General features: G+C 61.5%; 1 protein-coding gene. It reads right to left on the bottom strand.

The annotated features are described in order from the left end of the window. The coding region (locus L8I05_RS29475; protein ID WP_242176739.1) for an RHS repeat domain-containing protein at positions 1 to 379 on the bottom strand (379 nt) is incomplete at both ends.

The following is a 379-nucleotide window of genomic DNA, read 5'->3' on the forward strand; positions in this document are numbered from 1 at the left end:
AGGCGGTTTTGCTCGTCGTAGTGGTAGTGGCTGAGCAGTTCGCCTTGCTGGCGCTGGCGTTCGCGGCCGGTGTTGAACAGGTGAGACGTTAGGGTTTTGCCATTCAGTTCGACGGTGGCGAGGTGGCCGCCTTTGTCGTGCTTGAAGGTGACGCGGTTGTTGTCTGGCAGGCGCAGGTTTTTCAGTTGACCACAGGCGTCGTAGCCGTAGCGCAGGGTGCCCCAGCCTTGGTGGTCGGCGGTGAGGCGGTTTTGGCTGTCGTATTCGTAGGCTAACGCCCAGTGGCCGTCGTCGACGCTGAGGAGGTTGCCTTGGCGGTCGTAGGCGTAATCGACCACTCCACCGTCTGGAAGGGTTTTTCGTACGAGCCGCCCGGAAG

Source organism: Pseudomonas sp. MONT-RG-20F-20-E-7-02, from assembly GCF_022662395.1.
Lineage (GTDB): Bacteria > Pseudomonadota > Gammaproteobacteria > Pseudomonadales > Pseudomonadaceae > Aquipseudomonas.